This window comes from Kocuria rhizosphaerae (assembly GCF_044462265.1).
GTDB classification, from domain to species: Bacteria; Actinomycetota; Actinomycetes; order Actinomycetales; family Micrococcaceae; genus Kocuria; species Kocuria rhizosphaerae.
This window is the reverse complement of record NZ_JBISWL010000027.1, coordinates 28,306-46,030: the sequence shown is the minus strand read 5'-3', so window position 1 is coordinate 46,030 and position 17,725 is coordinate 28,306. Positions and strand designations below refer to the sequence as shown.

The window sequence follows — 17,725 nt, the reverse complement described above, 5'->3', positions numbered from 1 at the left end:
GGGGGCCGGCCCCGCCGCGGCCGGGCGGGCCGTCAGTCGGCGACGACGGCGTCGATGTCGACCGGCTCGCCGATGATCCCGTGCTCCCGCATCTGCTCCTCGATGTACTCCAGGGACTCGACGTCGATCTCGGCCTTCCACTGCGGCAGGGTCATGGACTCGGCGACCTCGGGCGTCACGCGGGCCAGGTCGGGCAGCGCGTCGCGGAAGGCGTCCGGGTCCTCCGTCACGGACTCGGCGGTGGCCTCCAGCCCGTTGCGGAACGCCTCGATGACCTCGGGGTTCTGCTCGTGGTACTCCTGGGTGGCGAGGAAGGACCCGACCATCAGGCCGGGGCGGGCCTCGACGTACGGCCACAGCAGCGGGCGTGCCCCGGACTCCGCGCCGATGGTGACGAACGGCTCGATCTCCCAGGCGGCGTCGATCTGTCCCCGCTCGAGCGCGGGGATCATGTCGGGGAAGCCGATCTCCACGAACCGGACGCTCTCGGGATCCACCCCGTGCTCCTGCAGTGCCGCGGAGATGGTGACGTCGCCGATGTTCTCCAGGGTGTTGACCGCGATGGTCTTCCCGGCGAGGTCCGCCGGTTCCCGGATGTCGCTGTCCCCTGCGACGAGCACGGCGGAGAAGTCCTCCCCCTCGGTCTCGGAGCCGAAGGTCCCCGGGGCCACCATGGTGATGGGCAGGCCCTGTTCCACGGCCAGGAGGGCGCTGACCGTGTTCGAGCCCGCGAGTTGCAGCCCGCCGCTGATCAGCCCGGGCACGGCCGCCGCCCCGCCGGCACTGACGTCGACGGTGACGTCGAGGCCCTCCTCCTCGAAAAAGCCCTGCTGCACCCCGTAGTTGAGGTACGCGGAGGGGATGCCGGCGGTCTCGGCGACATTGACGGCGACGGGCGAGTCGGGGTCGAGCCCCTGGGGCTCGGGGGACTCGGACCCACCGCCGCACCCGCTGAGCACGAGGGTTGCGGCGGCGGCGGCACTGACGAGTGGCATGCGCTTCATCATGGACTCCATGGTCGTGGGGACGTGTGGTGCGTCACGGTGGTGACGCGTCTGGTGGCGGGACGAAAGGACGGTGGAGTCGAGCGGGGCGGACGCAGGCCCTGCGCCGCACCCGAAGCCGGCGCCGGCCGGGGCTCCGCGGGGCGAGCAGAAGTCGTTCTGGACGTCCACCACCACCACCAGGGCGGTGTGTGCGGGGTCGCAGCGGAACGGGATGCCGGTCACGGGGTGCTCACTCCTTCCGGTCCGGGTCGTCCGCGGCTCGCAGCTCGTCGAGGCTGTAGCCGGCGACCTCCTGGTACCGCCGGGAGATCGCGGCGATCTCCTCCGCGCTGATGACGTCCTCGATCCGCTCGAACGGGCGGTCGCCGGTGCGCTCCCACACCTCGCGGATGATGGTGTCCGGCGGGGACGTCCGGTTGGCGAGCACCACGGCGGAGGTCCGGGGCAGCCGTTCGGCCTCGTAGTCGGCCAGCGCCTGCAGCGGGTCGCCGGCGGCGGCCAGGGACTCGGCGAGCCGGTGCGCGTCGAGCACGGCCTGGCCGGCACCGTTGGATCCGCGCGGCACCATGGGGTGGGCGGCGTCGCCCAGCAGGGTCACCCGCCCGAAGGTCCAGCGCGGGAGCGGGTCCTGGTCCACCATCGGGTACTCGAGCACGGTCTCGGCGCCCGTGATGAGCGCGGGCACGTCCAGCCAGTCGAAGGTCCAGTCCTGGAAGACGCCCAGGAAGTCCTCCAGCCGGCCCTCCCGGGTCCAGTCGCGGCGGGCCCGCTGCGGGGCCTCGACCTCGGCGACCCAGTTGACGAGCTGGTTGCCGTCGTCGTCGACGTCGTCGCGGATGGGGTAGACCACCATCTTCCCGCTCGCCAGCCAGCCCACGCGGGCCATGCTCGCGCCCGTGAGGAAGGGCTGCGCCACGGTGACCCCGCGCCACATGGTGACCCCGGAGTACCGGGGCTCCCCCTCCTCCGGGTAGAACTGCCGGCGCACCGCGGAGTGGACGCCGTCGCAGGCCACGACGACGTCCGCGCGGACGTCGGGCAGCGCGGCGCCGTCGCTGCTGCGGGTGAGGTGGAGGACGGCTCCGGAGTCGTCCTGGTCCACGGACTCGCACCGGTGGTCGGTGAGCACGCCGTCCTCGCCGAGGCGTTCGTGCACGGCGTCCAGCAGCACCTGCTGGAGGTCGCCGCGGTGGATGGAGAACTGGGGGCTGTCGTACCCGGCGTAGCGGCCCGCGGGCTCGGCGTGGATGAACTGCCCGAACCTGTTGTAGAAGACCGCCTCCTTCGTGGTCACCCCGACGGCCGCGAGCGCGGGTTCCAGGCCCAGGCCGGCGAGAACGGCGGTGGCGTGCGGGAGCAGGTTGATCCCCACGCCCAGCGGCCGGATCTCCGGAGCCGCCTCGAGGACGCGGCACGGTATCCCGACCCGGTGCAGCTCGAGCGCCAGCACCAGACCGCCGATCCCGGCGCCCACGACCGCCACCCGGGGTCTCCGGCCCGGGCCGGGCCCGGTGGGCACCGTGCTCCCGTCCACCGCTGTGCTCTCGTCCGGATGCGTCATGGCCTGCCTTCCTCGCCCGCGGTGGGTGCCGCCGGCCTGTCCCGGCGGTCCCGTGGAACCCCACGCTAGGAAGGTGTTGCGCAGAACAGGACCGATCGGTCAATCTTTCTTGCATGCAGAACAAACCGGAGCTGCCGCCGTACGCCGTCGAGTCGGTCTCGAACGCCCTGAGGCTGCTCCTGATGCTCCGCGACAGGGACTCCCTCCGGGTGACGGACGCCGCGGCGGAGCTCGGCGTGGCCCGCTCCACGGCCCACCGCCTTCTGATGACCCTCGCCCACGAGGGCTTCGTCCAGCAGGAGCGCAACTCCCGGGCCTACCGGCCGGGTCCGGCCCTGCTGGAGTTCGCTCTGTCCTCCGCCGGCATCCCGCAGCTGCGGCAGGTCGCGCACCCGCTCATGGAGACCCTCGGCGCCGCGCTCGAGGAGACCGTCAACCTCATGGTCCTGGAGAGCCCGAGCGTTCGATTCGTCGAGAGCGTGGAGTGCGACCGGCCCGTCCGGGTCAGCGGACGCCGCGGGGCACTGCTCCCGGTCCACGCGACCGCCGGCGGGAAGGTCCTGCTGGCCGCGGCCGGCCCGGAGGAGGCCCGGTCGCTGATCGACGCCGGGCTGCCCCGCCTCACCGAGCGCACCACCACGAGCGCCAGGGGCCTGCACGAGGAGCTGGCGGACGTCCGGCGCTCCGGCTACGCGCTCAACCTCGGCGAGAGCCTCGACGGCCTGCACGCGGCCGCCGTCCCCGTTCCCGACGCCGCCGGCCGGACCGTGGCGGCGCTGGCCGTGAGCGTCCCGGCCGATCGCGGCGGCGTCTCGCGCCTCCGGGGCCACGTCCGTGCGCTGCGGGAGACGGCGGAGCGGATCGGCGGGCTGCTCTGACCGTCGCCCCTCGTCACGGGACCCCGCACGGCCCTCGCCCGGCGGGTGGACCGCCGTCCGCCGACGGGCCGGACGGCGGCCGGCGCACGCGGCACCTACGTGCGGGTAGCCGGACCCGTTCGCGTCTGCTTCTATGGGGGAACCACAGGGTCGACCGAGGAGGAGCATCCGATGGACACCTGGATCTGGATCGTACTGGGCATCGTCGTCCTGGCACTGATCGTCATCGCCGTGATGGCCGGGGGCCGCAAGAAGAAGGAGCACGACGCCGCCGTGCAGAGGGAGCACCGGGAGCAGGCGGCCGACCTCCGCACCCGCAGCGACGAGGAGGAACTGGCGGCCCGCCGGAGCAAGGCCGACGCCGACGCGGCCCGGGCCGAGGCCGAGAAGACCCGCGTCGAGGCCGATCGTCTCGCCCACGACGCCGAGCGCCGCGCCGAGGACGCCGACCGGGTGCACCAGGAGGCGGAGACCCACCGCCGGGACGCCGCCGAGCTGGATCCCGACGGGGACCGGCAGGACCCTGACCGGCACGGCCTGGACGACCGCGGCGCCGACGGCCGCGGCACCGACAACCGCTCCGGCGGACGCCACCAGGACGACTCCCGCACCACCGACGACGCGCACGACGACGGCGGGGCCCGGCGCGGCACCGACCGGCGGACGGACGGTGACGGCCGGACCGACGGCGGCGCCCGCGACGACGACGGCGTCCGCGACGACGACGGCGTCCGCGGCGACGGTGATCTGGGGCCCGGTGGAGACCGCGGTCACGGTCACAGGAGCGGGCACGACGAGGGCCGCGGGCCCGAGGACCGTCCCCGCACCTGAGCGCCGGCCGTTCGCCGTCGTCACGGCTCGACCGGTACGCACAGGCTCGACCTCGCTCGCCCCGGCCCGTGGGGATCAGTCCTCACGGGCCGGGGCGGCTTGGTGCCCGGACCTCGGCGCAGTCATGGAGACTCCCCATGCTTGCGATTGACTTTCGATAGATACTTGCTGATACTCAATTCATGATGACCCAGCGCTGGGCGGTTGCCGCCCTCAGAGTCTTCCTGGTCCTGCTCTTCGCGATCCTGGTCGTCTTCCAGGTCATGTCCCTGCCCGGCCAGTTCGCCCACATGGCTCAGGAGTCCCCGGAGTCGGCGCACCTCAGGTGGCCGCTGACGGCGCTGTTCGGATTCTGGATCCTCTGCGCCGAGGTGGTGGTCGTGTCCACCTGGAAGCTGCTCGGCCTCGTGAAGAACGACCGCATCTTCAGCGAGGCCTCCCTGATCTGGGTGGACGCGATCGTGTGGGCCGTCGGCGCCGCGTGGGTCGTGCTGCTGGGAGTGTCGTTCGTCGTCGGTGTCAACGCCGACGACCCCGGGCCCGTGCTGGTGCTGATGCTGGCGTCCACGGGCGTCACCGTCCTGGGGCTGCTCATGGTGGTCATGCGGGCACTGCTGCGACAGGCGACCGCCCTGCGCACCGACATGGAGGCGGTCATCTGATGCCGATCGTCGTGCGACTCGACGTCGAGCTGGCCAGGCGCAAGATGAGCGTGGGCGAGTTCGCCGAACGGGTCGGGATCACCCCCGCCAACGTGGCCGTGCTGAAGAACGGCCGTGCCAAGGCGGTGCGCTTCGCCACCCTGGAGGCCATGTGCCGGGTGCTGGGCTGCCAACCGGGCGACCTCCTCGAGTACGTCGAGGACTGAACCGTTCCACGTCCCGGCCGGAGACCTCGACCGCGCCGGCCCGCGGGGTCAGCCCCTCCAGCCCAGGAGCGCGCCACCGAACCACATGAGCCCGAGCCAGGTCAGGACTGCCACGACCGGAACGGCCAGCACCAGGTAGGACCGGCGCGCCACCAGCCACATCCCGGCGCACGCCAGGACCGCCCACCACAGCAGCAGCATCGCCACGGCCGGCAGCGGGGCGACGAGGCCGCTCGAGAGGTAGAAGAACCCGGCCACCAGATGGGCGATGGCGGCGGCCGCGGCCGCCGCCACCCATCCGGGCCCGGTGCGCGTCAGCGGAGGTCGAACCGGTCCAGCTCCATGACCTTGACCCAGGCGGCGACGAAGTCGCGCAGGAACTTCTCCTGGGCGTCGTCGGCGGCGTAGACCTCCGAGATCGCCCGCAGCTGGCTGTGCGAGCCGAAGACGAGGTCGACCGCGGTGGCCGTCCACCTGAGCTCGTCCGTGGCGAGGTCACGGATCTCGTAGACCTCCTCCGAGGACTCGGACGCCCGCCACTCCGTGCCGGCCGCGAGCAGGTTGACGAAGAAGTCGTTGGTCAGGGCCTGGGGCCGGTCCGTGAGGACGCCGTGGGCCGACTCCGCGTGATTGGCCCCGAGGGCGCGCATCCCGCCGACCAGGACCGTCATCTCCGGCGCGTTGAGGTTCAGCATGTAGGCGCGGTCGAGCAGCAGCGTCTCGGAGGAGAGCTGCGTCCCGGGCTTCAGGAAGTTCCGGAAGCCGTCGGCCTGCGGCTCGAGCACGGAGAAGGACTCGACGTCGGTCTGCTCCTGCGTGGTGTCCGTGCGCCCGGGCCGGAACGGGACCTCGATCTCCTGGCCGGCGTTGCGGGCCGCCTGTTCGACGGCGGCGCAGCCGCCCAGGACGATCAGGTCGGCCAGCGAGACCTTCCGGCCGCCGGACGCCGCGCCGTTGAAGTCCTGCTGGACCTGCTCCAGGACGCGCAGGACATCGGCCAGCCGGTCCGGCTCGTTGGCCTCCCAGCCGCGCTGCGGCTCGAGCCGGATCCGGGCCCCGTTGGCCCCGCCCCGGTTGTCGGTGCCCCGGAAGCTGGCGGCGGCGTTCCACGCCGTGGAGGCCAGCTGCGACACCGTCAGGCCCGAGCCGAGGATCGTCTCCTTCAGGGCGGCGACGTCGTCGTCCCCGATCAGCTCGTGGTCGACCGGCGGGACCGGGTCCTGCCACAGCTGCGGCTCCGGGACCCAGGGGCCCAGGTAGCGCGAGACCGGGCCCATGTCGCGGTGCAGCAGCTTGTACCAGGCCTTGGCGAAGGCCTCGGCGAACTCGTCCGGGTTCTCGTGGAAGCGCCGCGAGATCTTCTCGTACTCCGGGTCGACCCGGAGGGCGAGGTCGGTCGTCAGCATCGTGGGCCGGTGCTTCTTCTGCGGGTCGTAGGCGTCCGGGATGGTCTCGGGGGCGTCCTTGGCGACCCACTGGTGCGCCCCGGCGGGGCTCTCCGTCAGCTCCCACTCGTGGCCGAAAAGGTTGCCGAAGAAGCCGTTGCCCCACTGGGTCGGGGTGCTGGTCCAGGTGACCTCCAGGCCACTGGTGATCGCGTCCGGGCCCTTGCCGCTGCCGTAGGTGCTCGTCCAGCCGAACCCCTGGGCATGGACCGGGCAGGCCGCGGGCTCGGGTCCCACGTGGTCGGCGGGACCGGCCCCGTGGGTCTTGCCGAAGGAGTGCCCGCCCGCGATCAGGGCCACCGTCTCCTCGTCGTTCATCGCCATGCGGCCGAAGGTCTCGCGGATGTCCCGGGCGGCGGCCTGCGGGTCGGGGTTGCCGTTGGGGCCCTCGGGGTTGACGTAGATCAGCCCCATCTGCACCGCGGCCAGCGGGCCCGAGAGCTCCCGGTCGTCGGCATAGCGCTCGTCGCCGAGCCAGGTGTCCTCCGGTCCCCAGAACATCTCCTCGGGCTCCCAGGCGTCCTCGCGGCCGAAGGCGAACCCGAACGTCTTGAAGCCCATCGACTCGAGGGCGACGTTGCCGGCCAGGACCAGCAGGTCGGCCCACGAGATCTTCCGGCCGTACTTCTGCTTGACGGGCCACAGCAGCCGCCGGGCCTTGTCGAGATTGGCGTTGTCGGGCCAGCTGTTGAGCGGGGCGAACCGCTGCATGCCCTCCCCCGCCCCGCCACGGCCGTCCGCGATCCGGTAGGTGCCGGCCGAGTGCCAGCTCATCCGGATGAACAGTCCTCCGTAGTGCCCGAAGTCGGCCGGCCACCAGTCCTGCGAGCTGGTCATCAGTTCGGTGAGGTCGCGCTTGAGCTCCTCGACGTCGAGGCTCGAGAACTCCTTCGCGTAGTCGAAGTCACGGCCCAGCGGGTCGGTCGTGGTGGAGTGCTTGCGCAGGACTCCCAGGTCCAGCTGGTTGGGCCACCAGTCCTGGATGGTCCGCGGACGGTGGGTCGCGGGGGTGGGGGCGTCGATCGCCGGGTTCTCGCTCTCGCTGCCGTGCACAGGAGCGTCAGGCGTCTGGGACATGGGACTTCCTTCCAGGATGGTGGTGCCGGGCAGGAGTGGGTCGCTGGCCGGGGGCACCGCCGCGGAGGACCGGACGGGTGCCGGGGACGGCGGAGGGAGGTGCGACGGGGACGCCCCCGGTGCACGGCGCCGGGCGGCGGGACGGGCCGGCGGGCGCCGTGCCGTCCAGGACCGGGTGCGCCACGGCGGGGCTCGGGATCGGGCGCGAGCCGGTGGGCCGGTGGGCGCGCACGGCCTCGGCCGGCCTCGCCGGGATCCGGGCGATCCGCCGGGCGGCGCCCGGGAGGAGCGGCTGGGAATCCGGCGGTGCGATCACCCCTCAAAGTCTTGTGTCCTGCCCGGGGCCAGTCAAGGACTGGCGGTGACGTGTCCCATGACACCGGCTCAGTGCCCGAGGGCCGGGGCGACGTCGCGGACCACCGCCTCGAGCAGACGCGCGTTGAACTCCACGCCGAGCTGGCTGGGCACGGCGACCAGCAGCGTGTCCGCCGCCGCCACCGCTGCGTCGCGGGCCAGCTCCTCGGCCAGCCGGTCGGGTTCGCCGATGTAGCTGCGCCCGAACCGGGCGGTCGCGCCGTCGATCGTCCCGACCTGGTCGCGCGCACCGGCCCGGGCCCGGAGGCCGAAGTAGTGACGGCTCTCGTCGTCGACCAGGGGGACGACGCTGCGCGAGACCGACACCCGCGGGACGTGCCGGTGGCCGGCCGCTGTCCACGCTTCGCGGAAGAGCCGGATCTGCTCGGCCTGGAGCACGTCGAGCGGGTCCCCGGTGTCCTCGGTGAGCAGGGTCGAGGACATCAGGTTCATGCCCTGCTCCGCGACCCAGCGCGCGGTGGCCCGGCTGCCGGCACCCCACCAGATCCGCTCGGGCAGGCCGGGTGAGAGCGGCTGGACGGGGAGCAGCCCCGCCCGCCCGGTCGCCCGGGGGTCGGCGGGAGCGATCCCGGCCCCGGCGATCGCGGCCCGGAACCGGGCCGTGTGCCGCCGGGCCATGTCGGCGTCGGACTCCCCCGGTTCCGGGACGTGCCCGAAGGCCTCGTAGCCGGCCAGCACGGACTCCGGGGAGCCACGGCTGACGCCGAGCTGCAGGCGCCCGCCGCTGATCAGATCGACGGCGGCCGCATCCTCCGCCATGTGCAGCGGGTTCTCGTAGCGCATGTCGACCACCCCGGTGCCGATCTCGAGGCGGGAGGTCCGGGCGGCGATCGCGGCCAGCAGCGGGAAGGGCGAGGCCTGCTGCGGTGCGAAGTGGTGGACGCGGAACCAGGCGCCGTCCACGCCGATTTCCTCCGCGGCCTCGGCCAGCTCGACGGCCTGGAGCAGGGAGTCGGCCGCGGTGCGCACCGGCGAGCCCGGGACGTCGGCCCAGTGGCCGAAGGACAGGAAGCCGATGCGCTTCATCGGGGTGGGCTCCTTCTCGGGCGAGGGGTGGGCGTGTCGGGCGGCGCCGGAGGTGGCGTGCCTGCGGGCGAGGGGGCGGCCGCGATCGCGGGCCGCACCCGGCCGGGCACGTCGCGTCCTGTCAGGTCAGGTGGCGTGCCAGCCGCTCCATGACGGCGCGCAGCCGTTCGGCGTCGTCGCCCTCCAGGGCGTTCAGGAACAGCTCCTCGACGTCGCGGGCGTGGGCCGGCCGGAGGCGCCGGAAGGCGCGCAGCCCCTCGTCGGTGAGCTCGGCCTCGAGACCGCGCCCGTCCTCGGGGCAGCGTCGGCGCCGGACCCAGCCGCGCTTCTCGAGCACGCCGATCTGGTAGCTGAGACGGCTCGGGGAGAACACCATCCGCTGGGCCAGCTCCCCCATCCGGAGCCGGTGGTCGGGCGCGTCGCGCAGCAGCAGGAGCACCTGGTAGTCCATGAGGGAGCAGCCGTGCTCCTTGAGCCGGGTCTCGATCTCCGTGGTCAGCCGGGCGGAGGTCTCGAAGAACAGCTGCCACACGTCCCACGGACGGGCGGCCGCCTCCTGCCCGGTCACCGTCCGGCCCCGGCGAGCAGGTCCGCGAAGTCCGGGACCGAGGCGAACGCGTCGCCCCGCTCCCGGCGGGGGGCGCGGGGCGTGGCCTCGCCGGTGCCCGCTCCGTCCTGTCCCCGGCCCGGAGCGAGCAGGCGTGCCAGCTGGGTCCCGGCCCGCCGGATGCGCGGCTCGAGCGAGTCCCCCGCCCAGTCCTCGGTCGCGGCGTAGACGCCCACCGGCAGCACGAGGGCCTTGAGGTGGGCGAACAGGGGGCGCATGGCGGTGTCGAGCATCAGGGAGTGCCGGGCCGTGCCCCCGGTGGCGGCCACCAGCACCGGCAGGTCCTCCAGCGCGGTCTCGTCGAGGAGGTCGACGAAGGACTTGAACAGTCCCGAGTAGGAGGCCTTGAACGTCGGGGTGGCCGCGATCAGGGCGTCCGCCCCGGCGACCGCCTCCAGTGCCGCCCGCAGCGGCGGACCCGGGAAGCCGGTGAGCAGGTGGTCGGTGATCGCGTGGGCCAGCGGGCGCAGCTCCACGCGCTCGATCCGCACCGGGACCCCGCCGAGGCCGTCGCGGGTCGCCTCGGCGAGACGGTCGGCCAGGAGCCCGGTCGAGGACGCGTCCGACATCCCCGCGGAGACCACCGCGAGGGTGATCGGGCGGACGGCGCCGGGCCCCGACGTCGTCGTGCCGTGGGCGCTCATCGGCGGGCCCCCTCCGTGGCCTGGGCGGCACGGGCCCGCCCGGCGGGCGAGAACTCGGTCCCGCCGGGCACGGGGTCCTGGCCGGCGCGGTGGCGGGCCACCAGGGAGGCGTGGGTCGGGGCCTCGGGCACGTGGGCCGGCTTGAGCGCGGCGAACTCCCGGCGCAGCACGGGGACGACCTCCTCGCCGAGCAGGTCGATCTGCTCCAGGACGGTCTTCAGCGGCAGGCCCGCGTGGTCGATGAGGAACAGCTGGCGCTGGTAGTCGCCGGCGTAGTCGCGGAACGAGAGGGTCTTCTCGATGACCTGCTCGGGGGTGCCGACGGTCAGCGGGGTCTGGGCCGTGAAGTCCTCCAGCGAGGGCCCGTGGCCGTAGACCGGGGCGTTGTCGAAGTAGGGGCGGAACTCGCGCACGGCGTCCTGGGAGTTCCGGCGCATGAACACCTGGCCGCCCAGCCCCACGATCGCCTGGTCGGAGGAGCCGTGGCCGTAGTGCTCGAAGCGCTGCCGGTAGTAGTCCACCATCTGCCGGGTGTGCTCGGCGGGCCAGAAGATGTTGTTGTGGAAGAACCCGTCGCCGTAGTAGGCCGCCTGCTCCGGGATCTCCGGGGAGCGGATGGAGCCGTGCCACACGAAGGGGGGCACGTCGTCGAGCGGGCGCGGGGTCGAGGTGAACCCCTGCAGAGCGGTGCGGAACCGGCCCTGCCAGTCGACGATGTCCTCGCGCCACAGCCGGTGCAGCAGGTTGTAGTGCTCGACCGCCAGCGGGATGCCCTGGCGGATGTCCTTGCCGAACCACGGGTAGACCGGGCCGGTGTTGCCCCGGCCCATCGTGAGGTCGACCCGCCCGCCGGCGAGGTGCTGGAGGTAGGCGTAGTCCTCGGCGATGCGCACCGGGTCGGTCGTGGTGATCAGCGTGGTCGCGGTGGACAGGATCAGCTTCTCCGTGACCGCGGCCAGGTAGGAGAGCAGCGTGGGCGGGTTGCCGGGGGCCACGAAGGGCGGGTTGTGGTGCTGACCCGTGGCGAAGACGTCCAGGCCCACCTCTTCCGCCTTCCGGGCGATCGCGACGGTCGCCTGGATCCGCTCGTGCTCGGTGGGTGCGCGCCCCGTGGTGGGGTCCGGGGTGACGTCCCCGATGGTGAAGATGCCGAACTGCATGGAGTCCTCCTGGTCCGTGGCGGCGTCCGTCCGGACGCCTCGAGCTAGTTCTTCAAATTTGAACTACTCCCTACAAGGGGACGCGGTCCGGGATTATTCCCGGCCGGTCGGCGTTGCCGGGGCCTTCCCGCCCGACGACGGGTGGGTCCGGCCGTTGAGCAGGACGGCGAGAAGGGTCAGGGCTGCCGCGCCTGCCAGGCAGATCAGTGCGATCGGGTAGCCGAGGGACGGGGCGGCCAGGGCCATCAGATAGGGCGCGGCCAGGCCGGTGTAGGTGAGGCTGTAGTACACGGCGACCACCGCACCGAGTTCCTCCGGTGCTGCCAGCTCCTCCACCTCGGTCAGGCCCACGATCATGCACACCCCGTATCCGGCCCCGAGCAGCACAGCGGCGAGCGCCGCGACCAGCAGCCCGGGCCGGGCCGTGGCGAGTGCGGCGACCAGGCACCCGGTGGTGACCACGGCCAGGCCCAACGCCCCCGCACCCGCCCCTCCGGCACCGTTGAGCGCCGACCGCAGGGTCCGCCCCCACGGTTGGACGAAGGCTCCGGCCACCAGGGCGCCGGCGGCCAGGAATCCCGGGAAGGCCAGGTCGAGACCACCGCCGGGCGGGATCGCGTGGGCGGGCAGTGTCGTGAACACCAGCGTGACGCTGCCGAAGACCCACGGCGCCATGGGAACCACCACACCGCGGAACCGGGCCGTGGCGGCCGAGGCCGGCACCGAGCGGGTCCGGGGCGCCTGCCGGTGTACCACGGGTCTGGTCTCGGGGGCACGCGGGAGGAGCACCAGGGCGACCCCGGCCAGCACCAGGTGCACCAGGTAGGGCGCGGTCAGCGGGGCCGGAGCCCACTGGGCGAGCAGGCCGGCGACCAGCGGGCCGGCGCCGAAGCCGGCGGTCAGCGCCAGGGCCGCCCGGCGGGCACCGGCCGCCGGGCCGGCGTCCGTGGAGAGCTCCTTGATCCAGGCCGTGCCGACGCTGAAGACCGTCCCGGACACCACCCCGGTCAGGAAACGCCCGGCGTAGAGCCCGGCCACACCCCACTGTCCGGCGATCAGCACCGCTGTGGCCACCAGGGACAGGGCTGCGAAGACGATCATGAGCCGTCGGCGCCCGTGCACGTCACTGGCCCGCCCACCGGCCAGCAGCCCGGGGATCAGGCCCAGGGCATAGACCCCGAAGACCGCGGTCGCCTCGGCGTCGGCGAGCCCCAGCGTCGACCGGTAGGCCACCAGCAGGGGCACGAACTGATTGGCGCCGTAGCCCACGGCGAACATGGCCAGCGCCGGCCACCACCACGACCCGGTCCGCTCCCCGGCTCCCGACCCGGGGGCGCTCACGCGCTCCCCCGGTGGCCCGGGGCCATGATCTTCGACACCCCGTTCAGCAGCAGCGTCCGGCTCGACGTCCCGGGCAGGGCCGCGCGGCAGGTGGCTTGCTCCACCAGCGCCACGATGTCGCGCACCGGCGAGGACTTGATGCCCGAGAAGCGCTGCGCCACCGGGAACCGCCACGGGGTCTGGGTCATGTGCCGATCCTTTCACCTCCGGCGTCTCCCTCCGGCCACGTCCGGGCCGGAGGGCATGCCGGGTCACGGCCTCTGCGAGCTCTGACCGCCGCACCAGGTCCAGGGGCCGGCGTTCCTTGTCCTGTGCCATTCTGGAGCCGTGGCAGAAGGAGCTCCCGTGGACGGCACGAGGCTGCAGGACGTCGCCATGGAGACGGCCGGCGCGTTGCGGGCGGTGACCCGCACCTTCCCGTTCGGCCCGGAGCACGACGTGTTCAAGGTGGCCGGCAGGGTCTTCCTGGTGGTCACCGAGCTGCGGGGCACGCCCATCGTGACGATGAAGTGCGAACCCCCGCACGCCGAGGCGCTGCGCCAGGAGTTCGGGACGATCACCCCGGGGTACCACATGAACAAGAAGCACTGGATCTCCGTGGCCGCAGGGCCGGGGATCACTGCTGAGCTGGTCGAGGAACTGGTCCTCAACGCCTACGAGCTCGTGGTGGAGGGGATGCCCGCGGCCCGCCGCCCGGTCCTCGGCGCACGTTCCCCCGGGCCCGGTGCCGAGCACGACGGGGCCCGGTAGCAGCCGGCGGACACCGCGACCGGCGATCCGCACGGTCGGTGATGTCGAGAACCCGTGACCGGCTCCGTCCCTGCCGTGCCACCGACCCGCACGGGGGGGGTTGCACCGGTGTCCAGGAGGAACACGATCTCCACGAACCTGCTGCTCATGCACCACCGCGGCACTCCGGCCGCGGTCGACGACGCGCCCGTGGAGCGGTGGATGCCTCTCTCCCCCGCCGCACCGCCGATCTCGAGCCACAGATCCCCGGACGGCGAGTCCTTCAGAAAGCACTCCGGTGAACAGCGACTCGTGCATCACCCGGCCCTGTGTCAGACGGCCAGCCCTTCAGCACGTACCGCATGGCCACCGCCCCCGAGCCGAACTCCAGCCGGTCCACGAGCCTCAGGTCGACATGCCTCGACAGTCCCGCGACCAACGTCGGCCCGTGGCCCGCCAGCCTGGGCTGCACCACGAACTCGTACTCGTCGATCAGTCCCAGCTCCGCCAGCGCCAGCGGGAGCGTCACGCCGTCCGCGAGCAGACCTTGACACGGCTCTCGCTTCAGGCGCCCAATGGCGTCGCCCAGGTTCCCGCGCACGAACTCCGCGTTCCAGTCGACCCGGTCCAGGGTGCTCGGTACCAAGTAACTGGACCACCGGTACCAAATCAGGCTATGTGCCGGCCGTGGGCGACCGGTGCGCCAGGACGTCGACGACACGGGTCCCCACGTCGTCGAACAGGGCGTCAGCGCAACCGAGGAGCGGCGCCGCCTCACGAGGCGCCACGACCACTCGTCCCCGCCCACCGACGCGGAGCCGTCTCACGAGCCGTCGCCCTCCGGCTCAGCGCATCAGGAGGCCCCTCCTCGCCAGGTGCCGCTCGCTCTGCTATAGGTGGAACCTTCACGGAACCAGCGAAGTAGGTGCGTCATCGTCGGGAAGATCCCCGTGGTCAGCGTCGGTCTCGTCGGATCAGCCCTGTCCCGTGAGCCGGCCGGCCTCGTCACCCCAGAGGCCACCGTGCCGCTGGCACATCTGCGCTCGTGATGACGATCGAGGGGGCACCCGGGGGCCGGCCCCGCCCCTGGCGGCCGGTCCTGGGCCTTCTTCTGCTGCTCGGCATGCTGACGGGAGCGCTGGCGCTCCTCGGACCCGGCCTGCGCGCGGGAGACGGCTGGCTGCGGTGGGGCCCGGAGTGCACGGTCGAGACGTCGGACGGAGAGGTCGGACTCGACCGTGACCAGGCGAAGCGGGCCACGACGGCGGTGGCGCTCTCCGCCCGCGGGATGGAGGCGCCGGACACCTCCGGCATCGACGAGGCGGTGCTGGAGCGGCTGGCCGACGGTCCGCCCGGGGACGCCGGTCCGAGCCTGTACTGCCAGGGCTCGGCCGCCGGTGACCTGCCGGAACAGCAGCTGACCGAGACCGGGCTGACCCCGCGCGCCGAGCGGCTTCGCGAGGCGATGACCGAGGTGTTCGGCGACCAGAGCCTGGGCGGCTTCGCCCCCGGTGGCATCGACCAGGGGCACGGAGCGGAGTCGACGCACTACGACGGCCGCGCCGTCGACGTCTTCTTCCGCCCGGTGACCGAGGAGAATCGGCGTGCGGGGTGGCTGCTGGCCCACTGGTTGGTCGCTCATGCCGAGGACCTGGACGTCCAGTACGTCATCTTCGACGACCGGTTCTGGAGTGCCCACAGCTCGCGAGGGCACTGGCGGGACTACGACGCCCCGGAGCCCGGCAACGAGATCCTGCGTCACCTCGACCACGTGCACGTGGACGTGCTGCGCGGAGGTCGTGACTGACGAACTGTCCGCGGCCTCCACCGGTGGAACATCCGCCGTGACCAGGAACAGCAGAACAGGTGACGGGAGTGTGACCACCGACGACGCCGCCTGGCCCTGGAAGCTGCCCGGCATCCGGGGGTCAGTATTCACGGCGTTGGCGACAACCGACGTGGAAGCCGGGACTACACTCAGTACGCACCGACGCACGCAAGGATCAACCCGGCGACTGCCACGAATTGCTTCAAGGGACGACATGTGATGACCGACCGCAGCACGGAAGACAGCAGCACGGAGGACACGGGACCGAAACTGCTCTCGGGAGGCAACCCGCAAGTCCCCAAGGGCGAGGGCGACGGCCCCGTGCAGGCCTACATCGCGGCGATGCCAGGATGGAAACAGGCCGTGGGGCAACGCCTCGACGAGCTGATCGTGCGCACGGTTCCCGAGGTGCACAAGGCCGTGAAGTGGAACCAGCCGTTCTACGGCCTCGAGCACGAGGGCTGGTTCCTCGCCTTCCGCTGCTACACGAACTACGTGCAGGTGCAGTTCTTCAGGGGATCCTCGCTGGATCCGGTGCCACCCAAGGCATCCAAGCACGAGGAGGTCCGCTACCTCGACATCCGCGAGACCGATGAACTGGATACGGACCAGCTGCGGTCCTGGATCGAGCAGGCCGGCCGGCTGCCCGGCGAGAAGATGTGACCACGTTGCTGGGCCGGCCTGACCCCTGGGCCCAGCCACCGTCGAGCACGTCGGCAACCGTCCCCTCGGCCGCCCCGGGGCACCGGCTCGAGAGGACTCGCACCGTGACATCGTGGACGTCTTGCCTGGGGACCCATTGATCCTGTCACCTCCTGGCTGCCCCGCACGTCCGTGACCGGGATCGGCCGTCAGCCCATTGCCTCCCCGTTCTGCTGCTCCGGCACGCCCGATCGTCCCGTCAGGCGCCTCGTCATGTCTGCACCCACACCTTCCACGTGCCCGGGGTGGGGGCGGACAATCCCACCATGACGACTCTCACGCCCTGCCTGTGGTTCGACACCGAAGCCCAGGACGCAGCGAACTTCTACATCTCGGTGTTCCCCAACTCAAGGATCACCGACATCACGCACTACGGCGAGGCCGGGCCGCGGCCGGCGGACATGGTGCTGACGGTCGAGTTCGAGCTCGACGGCCATCCGTTCACCGCCCTCAACGGCGGACCCGAGTTCAGCTTCACCGAGGCCGTGTCGTTCCAGATCGACTGCGCCGATCAGGCGGAGGTGGACCGGTACTGGGACGCCCTCACCGCCGACGGTGGTCAGGAGGACATGTGCGGGTGGCTCAAGGACAAGTACGGACTGTCCTGGCAGGTCGTACCCCGACGGCTCGTCGAGCTGCTGGCCGACCCCGACCCGGAACGGGCGCAGCGGGCGATGGCCGCCATGATGCCGATGCGCAAGATCATCGTCGCGGACCTGGAAGCCGCCGCCGACGCCTCCTGAGGAGTGTCGAACGCTCTCGGCACCGGCCGGCCGAGCCTCGGCGGGCGCCGTCGGCGGACGCGGCAAATGGCCCCGATGACGGCCAGGACCTGACCTCATCCGCCTGCGACAGGCTCAGGGCTGGATGTGAGACGCGGACGGCCACGGTGACCGGACACGCCGCAGCCGCCGGAAACCCGGGGCCGACGTCGTCCGCGTGCGAGGGATTGACGCCAGAATCCCGTCGCGACAAGATGGTGCACCGCGGATCTCGCGGGAGCCCAGCGAAGGATCACACCATGGGAATCATCCAGGTCAACCTCTTTCTCACCCTCGACGGCGTCTACCAGGCGCCGGGCGGACCCGACGAGGACCGTGAGGGCGGCTTCGAATTCGGCGGCTGGCAAGGGGCCTACTTCGACGACGCCTCGGGCGAGACGATCGGCGCGGAGATCGAGCACCTCGATGCGCTGCTGCTCGGTCGCAAGACCTACGACATCTTCGCCGGCTACTGGCCGGCCCACGGCGACGACGACCCCGTCGCCGCGAAGTTCAACGCGGTGCCGAAGTTCGTGGCGTCGCGCACGCTGACCGACCCGGCGTGGGAGGGAACCACGGTGCTGACGGACGTCGCCACCGAGGTGCGCGCGCTCAAGGACCGGTTCGACCAGGTCCACCTCTTCGGCAGCGGTGACCTCGTGACAACCCTGCTGCGGGAAGACCTCGTCGACCGGCTGAACCTCCTCCTCTATCCCCTGGTCCTGGGCTCGGGCAAGCGCATTTTCCGCGACGGCGCCGCACCGGCCGCCTTCAGACTGGTGAGGCCGCCGCAGTCGTTCCCCAAGGGAGCGATCTCGCTCGTCTACGAACGGGCCGGCACCCCGGTCACCGGCGTCGACATCTCGCAGCTGTCGCAGTAGGCGA

At 72.2% G+C, this 17,725-nt stretch carries 20 protein-coding genes; 9 read left to right on the top strand and 11 right to left on the bottom strand.

From position 1 onward, the window contains the following. Positions 1-32 precede the first annotated feature (32 nt). Together ACH9EU_RS03515 and ACH9EU_RS03510 are read right to left on the bottom strand one after the other, a co-directional pair. A complete protein-coding gene (locus tag ACH9EU_RS03515) occupies positions 33-1,229 on the bottom strand; it encodes an ABC transporter substrate-binding protein (protein WP_396412552.1) in 1,197 nt (398 codons plus the stop codon). A 7-nt stretch (positions 1,230-1,236) separates the two neighbouring features. Further along, positions 1,237-2,568 carry a flavin-dependent oxidoreductase gene (locus tag ACH9EU_RS03510; RefSeq protein WP_396412551.1) on the bottom strand — a complete coding sequence of 444 codons (1,332 nt, stop codon included), beginning with the start codon at positions 2,566-2,568 and terminating at the stop codon, positions 1,237-1,239. A 113-nt stretch (positions 2,569-2,681) separates the two neighbouring features. On the opposite strand from ACH9EU_RS03510, the gene ACH9EU_RS03505 reads away from it, so the two are divergent. The 4 genes from ACH9EU_RS03505 (at position 2,682) to ACH9EU_RS03490 (ending at position 5,145) form a co-directional block, all read left to right on the top strand. Next, positions 2,682-3,446, top strand: a complete 765-nt coding sequence (locus ACH9EU_RS03505; protein WP_396412550.1) for an IclR family transcriptional regulator domain-containing protein — start codon at positions 2,682-2,684, stop codon at positions 3,444-3,446. 171 nt (positions 3,447-3,617) lie between these two features. Continuing rightward, positions 3,618-4,277, top strand: a complete 660-nt coding sequence (locus tag ACH9EU_RS03500) for a hypothetical protein (RefSeq protein WP_396412549.1) — start codon at positions 3,618-3,620, stop codon at positions 4,275-4,277. Positions 4,278-4,459: 182 nt separating this feature from the next. Further along, the gene (locus ACH9EU_RS03495; RefSeq protein ID WP_396412548.1) at positions 4,460-4,939 is read left to right on the top strand and encodes a DUF2975 domain-containing protein; all 480 of its coding nucleotides are present in this window, start codon (positions 4,460-4,462) and stop codon (positions 4,937-4,939) included. Further along, positions 4,939-5,145, top strand: coding sequence for a helix-turn-helix domain-containing protein (locus ACH9EU_RS03490; RefSeq protein WP_396412547.1), 207 nt, complete (start codon positions 4,939-4,941; stop codon positions 5,143-5,145). The genes ACH9EU_RS03495 and ACH9EU_RS03490 overlap by 1 nt, the downstream gene beginning before the upstream one ends. A 48-nt stretch (positions 5,146-5,193) precedes the next feature. Here the strand turns inward: ACH9EU_RS03490 and ACH9EU_RS03485 are convergent, their stop codons facing one another. The 8 genes from ACH9EU_RS03485 to ACH9EU_RS03450 form a co-directional block, all read right to left on the bottom strand. Continuing rightward, on the bottom strand, positions 5,194-5,439 hold the full coding sequence (locus ACH9EU_RS03485) for a hypothetical protein (RefSeq protein WP_396412546.1): 246 nt from the start codon (positions 5,437-5,439) through the stop codon (positions 5,194-5,196). 20 nt (positions 5,440-5,459) lie between these two features. Continuing rightward, complete coding sequence (gene katG / locus ACH9EU_RS03480) at positions 5,460-7,667, bottom strand: catalase/peroxidase HPI (protein WP_396412545.1); 2,208 nt, start codon at positions 7,665-7,667, stop codon at positions 5,460-5,462. Positions 7,668-8,051: 384 nt separating this feature from the next. Next, positions 8,052-9,068 (bottom strand): LLM class flavin-dependent oxidoreductase, encoded by a 1,017-nt coding sequence (locus ACH9EU_RS03475; protein ID WP_396412544.1) that lies wholly within the window; start codon positions 9,066-9,068, stop codon positions 8,052-8,054. 121 nt (positions 9,069-9,189) lie between these two features. Continuing rightward, entirely contained in the window at positions 9,190-9,636 is a 447-nt protein-coding gene (locus tag ACH9EU_RS03470) for a MarR family transcriptional regulator (protein WP_396412543.1), read from the bottom strand. After that, positions 9,633-10,319, bottom strand: coding sequence for a CE1759 family FMN reductase (locus ACH9EU_RS03465; RefSeq protein WP_396412542.1), 687 nt, complete (start codon positions 10,317-10,319; stop codon positions 9,633-9,635). The genes ACH9EU_RS03470 and ACH9EU_RS03465 overlap by 4 nt, the downstream gene beginning before the upstream one ends. Then, positions 10,316-11,479: a CE1758 family FMN-dependent luciferase-like monooxygenase gene (locus ACH9EU_RS03460; RefSeq protein ID WP_396412541.1), complete on the bottom strand. Its 1,164-nt coding sequence runs from the start codon at positions 11,477-11,479 to the stop codon at positions 10,316-10,318. Before ACH9EU_RS03460 ends, ACH9EU_RS03465 begins: the two co-directional genes overlap by 4 nt. Before the next feature lie 93 nt (positions 11,480-11,572). Continuing rightward, positions 11,573-12,820, bottom strand: a complete 1,248-nt coding sequence (locus ACH9EU_RS03455) for an MFS transporter (RefSeq protein WP_396412540.1) — start codon at positions 12,818-12,820, stop codon at positions 11,573-11,575. Further along, on the bottom strand, positions 12,817-13,008 hold the full coding sequence (locus tag ACH9EU_RS03450) for a hypothetical protein (RefSeq protein ID WP_396412539.1): 192 nt from the start codon (positions 13,006-13,008) through the stop codon (positions 12,817-12,819). Before ACH9EU_RS03450 ends, ACH9EU_RS03455 begins: the two co-directional genes overlap by 4 nt. Before the next feature lie 157 nt (positions 13,009-13,165). On the opposite strand from ACH9EU_RS03450, the gene ACH9EU_RS03445 reads away from it, so the two are divergent. Next, entirely contained in the window at positions 13,166-13,570 is a 405-nt protein-coding gene (locus tag ACH9EU_RS03445; RefSeq protein WP_396412538.1) for an MmcQ/YjbR family DNA-binding protein, read from the top strand. A 262-nt stretch (positions 13,571-13,832) separates the two neighbouring features. Here the strand turns inward: ACH9EU_RS03445 and ACH9EU_RS03440 are convergent, their stop codons facing one another. Beyond that, positions 13,833-14,195, bottom strand: a complete 363-nt coding sequence (locus ACH9EU_RS03440) for a dihydrofolate reductase family protein (RefSeq protein WP_396412537.1) — start codon at positions 14,193-14,195, stop codon at positions 13,833-13,835. Between the two features lie 402 nt (positions 14,196-14,597). Here ACH9EU_RS03440 and ACH9EU_RS03435 point away from each other — a divergent pair, with 402 nt between their 5' ends. The 4 genes from ACH9EU_RS03435 to ACH9EU_RS03420 all read left to right on the top strand — a co-directional run bounded on the left by ACH9EU_RS03435 (position 14,598) and on the right by ACH9EU_RS03420 (position 17,721). Further along, the gene (locus ACH9EU_RS03435) at positions 14,598-15,356 is read left to right on the top strand and encodes a hypothetical protein (RefSeq protein ID WP_396412553.1); all 759 of its coding nucleotides are present in this window, start codon (positions 14,598-14,600) and stop codon (positions 15,354-15,356) included. A gap of 240 nt (positions 15,357-15,596) precedes the next feature. Further along, positions 15,597-16,040 (top strand): DUF1801 domain-containing protein, encoded by a 444-nt coding sequence (locus ACH9EU_RS03430; protein WP_396412536.1) that lies wholly within the window; start codon positions 15,597-15,599, stop codon positions 16,038-16,040. Between the two features lie 305 nt (positions 16,041-16,345). Next, complete coding sequence (locus ACH9EU_RS03425; RefSeq protein ID WP_396412535.1) at positions 16,346-16,822, top strand: VOC family protein; 477 nt, start codon at positions 16,346-16,348, stop codon at positions 16,820-16,822. Between the two features lie 278 nt (positions 16,823-17,100). Next, on the top strand, positions 17,101-17,721 hold the full coding sequence (locus tag ACH9EU_RS03420) for a dihydrofolate reductase family protein (RefSeq protein WP_396412534.1): 621 nt from the start codon (positions 17,101-17,103) through the stop codon (positions 17,719-17,721). The last annotated feature ends 4 nt before the right edge of the window (positions 17,722-17,725 follow it).